The sequence below is a fragment of the Kitasatospora sp. NRRL B-11411 genome, from assembly GCF_000721345.1.
Classification (GTDB): domain Bacteria; phylum Actinomycetota; class Actinomycetes; order Streptomycetales; family Streptomycetaceae; genus Kitasatospora; species Kitasatospora cineracea.
Window position 1 is genome coordinate 1 of sequence record NZ_JOGH01000233.1, and the last position, 4,354, is coordinate 4,354.

Genomic DNA, 4,354 nt, shown 5'->3' on the forward strand with positions numbered 1-4,354 from the left:
ACGCGTCAACGTCCTCTGGGCCCTCATTCGTGACGGGAAGCACTACGAGCATGCACTCCCCGTCACATCAGCTGCTTGACAACAACATTAGGAGGTGACCTTTGACAGACGACCTTGACCGATTGACAAGCGATCTTGACCGGTAGTAGACGCCAGAAAGCAGCAGGCACGTCGCCGGGCCGTTCAGTTCGAGACGGTTGCTACAGCACCACCTGCCAGTCGATGCGGTGCTGTCCAGAGGAGTGCCGGTAGGTGCCCGCAGTGAAGTGCCGAAACGGCCGGCCAGTATCCAGGCTGTCCGTCAAAGCCATGAACAGCTCCGCCAGGCTGGTGGCCCACAGGAAGCCGTCGATATCGCCCGAGCCGACACCCATCTCGTACACGTGCCCGTAGGTGGGGCGGGGGCAGTGGTCCACAAAGAGCAGACCGCCGTCGTTGGGACGTGCGATGGGCACCCACCAGCGGGCGTGGGCAATCAGAGGCGCGGTGTCCCACAGCTCGGGGCCGCAGGCCTCCTCAGCGAACAGCTCAGCGAACAGACGGTGGTCGGTGAGGACGCGCTCGACAGTGTTCAGCCGGTACCCCAGCGGCAGGAAGGACCCCACGGGGAAAGGCTCTCGGCTGTCGTCGAACTGCTGCACCACAACACCGTCGTGCAGCTCGAGCAGTGCACGTAACTGCGGGTGCAGAACGAACCCGAGCCTGTCCTCCAGGCTCGTGATCTGCGCGGCATCAGCCGCCGGGCGCAAGGACGCATGGTCGGCTGGCGAATTGACGGCCAGCCACGCGGTGAAGCGCCGCCAGGCCGAGGCGAAAGCAAAGACATCGCTGTCGGTCATACCGGGACCGTAGAACCACATACCGACAAGCCGGGTGACATCGCCGTACGACAACGCGGCAAGGCCACCGACCCATCCGCTGTCAGATCCCCGCGAGAACGACGTCCTTGAACAGGCGCAGGAGCTTGCGCCAGCGAGGAGCGGTGGCGCGCCAGTGCTTCTCGGCTTCGACACTGGCGCGGGTGACGACCAGGTCCTTGCCGGTGGTGCGGACCAGGTCGATCCGATGGGTGTTGTGCGTCAGCCCGCTGAGGTGGATCGGTCCGATGCCCAGGTAGGTCGCGGCCTTCTCCTGGGTCATCCACTCCCCGCCCTCAGGGAGGTCGCAGCAGGAGAACGGTATCTGCGGAAGGTCGTCGGTCCAGGTCTTCACGAAGGCATTCTCACCGACGCCGAACGCGGGACCGATTGCCTGGCCGCCCACCACCTCCCCCGCCCCGGTCAAGATCAGGTGGCAGGAACCCACTGGTGGTCAAGGTCACCTGGCAATCGGTCAAGGTCGCCTGTCACAGGTCAGCGGGCGGGTCGGCGGTGCTGTCCCAGGTCTGTCCTAGGCCGGGTGCGGAACGCTTCCACCTGGGGTTTTGGGGTGGGACTGTCCTAGGACAGTCCCACCCCACCCGGCAAAACGGACATAGTGGGGCGGCGTGGGACGGTGCTGGGACAGGGTGACGCGGGCTGTCCCAGCCCTGTCCCAGGCCGCCGGGCGGGGCGTCGGCGGCGGCTGGACACAGAAGAGACAGATGAGACAGGTCGTGTCGCGCGACGCTCCTACCTGGGGAAAGACCTGTGTCAGGAGACAGATGACCGAGGTGGAGACAGATCGGAGACAGGTAGCCGGCCCCGGCCGCCCCGCGGTGCGGCCGCTGGGCGGGGCAGCGTGGACGGGGGGCGGTGGACAGGCTGGGCGGCTGCCGCGTTTCCCCTGGACATCGACGCGTTTCCCCTGGACAAACCCGTCCGCGGCCCGGGGCGGATGGGCGTGACGTAGGCGGGCTCGGGGCGGTTGTCCGGGCATGACGCACTCCTCCCCCACCGGCATCCGGCGGCTTGGCCTGGGCGCCGGGCTGACCGCGCTGCTGCCCACCACCGAGCCCTCCGAGCCCGCCCCGTCCGCCGGCCACCGCGCCGCCGCGCAACTGTTGCTGCTGTGCGAGGCGGCGGTGGCGGTGCCGGTGCTCACCGCGGCCGCCGAGCTGCTCGGCCTGCTCGCCGACCACCCCGACCCCGTCACCCGCGAAGCGGCCGCCGCGACGGCCGCCCGGCTGCGCACCGCCGCCGAGCAGAGCGGCTCGGAGCGCCGATCCCACCTTGATGGCGGCCGGGTCGAACCTTGATGGCGGCGCCGGACACACCTTGACGGCCCGCCCGCGGCCACCGCCAGGGCGCCGGACAAGGTGGTGCAGCCGGTGCTCTGACCTACGGCATCAAGGAATCCGTCAAGGTATTCGGGACGGCCGTCAAGGTATCCATCAAGGTGTGCTGCACCGCTGGCGCTGTACATGCCGCGCCGCGCCGAACCGCCGGGACAAGGGGGGCAACAGCGGGTTGTCCCCGGTCGGCGACGTGAGTTGTCCCGGGCGTGGCTGCTCGCCGCCGGGGGTGTGCCACTGTGGCATACCCCAGGCGGCGGGGCCTGTGACCTGGGGTGGGGAGTTTCAGGGCTCTGACCGGAGTGCCGTGAAACTCATGGTCGGGTGAGAATCCGGGTTCGCAGGAGTCGGAACGAGGCCCGGCCGTACATGGCTCTTTTGAGTGTTTTGACGGCTCTGGCCGGAATTTCGTGAAGCAGCCGTATTGATCCCCATCGTCCATGCAGGGCGGGGCCGACGGCGAGCTGGGATTGGGAAGTGCTCGCTGCGATCGTGTTCGTGGCGACCTCGGGCTGCACCTGGCGTCAGCTCCCGCCGATCGTCGGGGCCTGCTGGCAGACGGTCTACCGGCACTTCACCGGTCACGGCTACGGGAGACTGTTGCAGTTCGATCCGTCATGTCCGTTCTAGGAGTAGGCCTGTGAGAGACGCCGCGATTTCCGATGCGCTGGTCGAGGCCGGGCTGGTCCTGTTGCCGGTCCCCGTTCCGGCGGAGGTGTGCCCGCCCCAGGGCGCCTGGGTAACCTCCTGCTTACCCGCGGACGGTCGGCTCGACGAGGTCGTCGACCTCGCGCAGCCCGACGGGCTGGAGAGGTTCGACGAGGCATGGCTGCGCCTGGCGACCCGGATGGGCCTGTTCGCCGAGGACGGCGCCTTCCTGCTCGCCGTCACCCTGGACCCAGACAACGAGTACCCGGTCTGGACACCGGTGCGGCTCACGGAGCACTGGAACGTCTCGGGCCGCAACCCGGGCACTATCTCCGGACCGATCGGCAGCGGCGGCCTGCTGACGGCCTCCATAGACGGCGAGGTGATCATCTCCGGGACGACCTGGCAGGACCGTACGGCTTCCGCGGCCGGGGTGTCGCACCCCTACCGCGCCGAACCGATTCGCCGCTACGTGCAGATGCTGCTCGACGAAAGGGAGCTCCCGGGCGATTCCGAGGACGGCGTTCGAAGCTGGCTCGGACGGGGCTGACACGAGCCCAGCCGCAGCAGCAAGCGAACGGCCGCCACAACACCTGAAAAGGAACGGCAAGTGAATCTGGCACTGATCGAGATCGACCGCATCGACTGGCATTCCTACCAGTGCGGGTGCGGCCGCCCTGCGGGCCATGTCGCAGACATGCTGCGGAAGCTGGTGTCTGCCACCACGGAGGCCCAGGTGTCCTTGATCGAGCTGTCCAACCACGTCGAAATCCAGTCGTTCCCGACGGAGGTGGCGCCAGCTGCCCTGTCAGTGCTGGTGGCGGCCCTGGGCGAAGACCTCCATCCGGAGGCCCGACACAAGATCCACCTGACGCTCTACTTCTGCCTCGGCGGGGAAGAGCCGGTCATGGTCGACGGGATTCCCGTGTCGGCCTGCGAAGACACGGCACGCCAAGGGCTCTGGCAGCTCTACAGGGACGCTGCCTCGGGCTTCGGGGCGGCCGCACTCGTCATCAACCGCATCCGCGGAGAACGTGCACGCCTCGAACACTTCGTCAGCCGACTTGAAAACCCGCCGAAATGGGTCGAAAGCTGGAACTTCAAGCCTAAAGACGTCGACTCCTGAGCAGTCGGCGACGTTGCCTGCGCGGATCCCTGCCCCGTGACATCGTGGTCGCTGCCGGATCCGACGCTTACAGAGGCACTGAGCAGGTCTGATCTGCCGGGAGGGCTTTTCTCGGGAGCCGAAGTGGGACGGGTGCCGGGTGCGGCTCGGAATCAGAGTGGACATCCGGACCGCTCCGGACGGGGAACTGCTGACTTCAACCCGAGTTCCGTGAAAGACCAGGTCCTCGGCGTGAATGCAGGATCGTTTCGCTGCGGGATGACCTTCGCGTGGCTCTCTACTCGATCGAAGATGTGCTGTTCCCCGGAGTCGATGTTGAACTGGAGCGGGTGACTGCGGGGTTGGACCTGGTGCTGGTCGAGGTCGCC

6 protein-coding genes are annotated in these 4,354 nt (G+C 67.3%); 4 read left to right on the top strand and 2 right to left on the bottom strand.

What is annotated here, in order from left to right; all coding sequences use genetic code 11:
- Positions 1 to 200 precede the first annotated feature (200 nt).
- Together IH44_RS0139275 and IH44_RS0139280 are read right to left on the bottom strand one after the other, a co-directional pair.
- On the bottom strand, positions 201 to 839 hold the full coding sequence (locus tag IH44_RS0139275) for an SMI1/KNR4 family protein (protein ID WP_030464652.1): 639 nt from the start codon (positions 837 to 839) through the stop codon (positions 201 to 203).
- A gap of 82 nt (positions 840 to 921) precedes the next feature.
- Entirely contained in the window at positions 922 to 1,212 is a 291-nt protein-coding gene (locus IH44_RS0139280) for a hypothetical protein (RefSeq protein WP_157852627.1), read from the bottom strand.
- 643 nt (positions 1,213 to 1,855) lie between these two features.
- Here IH44_RS0139280 and IH44_RS0139285 point away from each other — a divergent pair.
- From IH44_RS0139285 to IH44_RS0139300, 4 genes are all read left to right on the top strand, one after another.
- Positions 1,856 to 2,176, top strand: coding sequence for a hypothetical protein (locus IH44_RS0139285; protein ID WP_030464654.1), 321 nt, complete (start codon positions 1,856 to 1,858; stop codon positions 2,174 to 2,176).
- A gap of 459 nt (positions 2,177 to 2,635) precedes the next feature.
- Positions 2,636 to 2,842: a transposase gene (locus IH44_RS49260; protein WP_255358172.1), complete on the top strand. Its 207-nt coding sequence runs from the start codon at positions 2,636 to 2,638 to the stop codon at positions 2,840 to 2,842.
- A gap of 10 nt (positions 2,843 to 2,852) precedes the next feature.
- Positions 2,853 to 3,410, top strand: a complete 558-nt coding sequence (locus IH44_RS0139295) for a hypothetical protein (protein WP_030464655.1) — start codon at positions 2,853 to 2,855, stop codon at positions 3,408 to 3,410.
- Between the two features lie 60 nt (positions 3,411 to 3,470).
- Positions 3,471 to 3,986, top strand: a complete 516-nt coding sequence (locus tag IH44_RS0139300; RefSeq protein ID WP_030464656.1) for a hypothetical protein — start codon at positions 3,471 to 3,473, stop codon at positions 3,984 to 3,986.
- The last annotated feature ends 368 nt before the right edge of the window (positions 3,987 to 4,354 follow it).

Excerpts from the sequence above, each read along its gene's own strand:
- IH44_RS0139275 (WP_030464652.1), bottom strand. The coding sequence starts at position 839 with ATGACCGACAGCGATGTCTTTGCTTTCGCCTCGGCCTGGCGGCGCTTC.
- IH44_RS0139285 (WP_030464654.1), top strand. The coding sequence starts at position 1,856 with ATGACGCACTCCTCCCCCACCGGCATCCGGCGGCTTGGCCTGGGCGCC.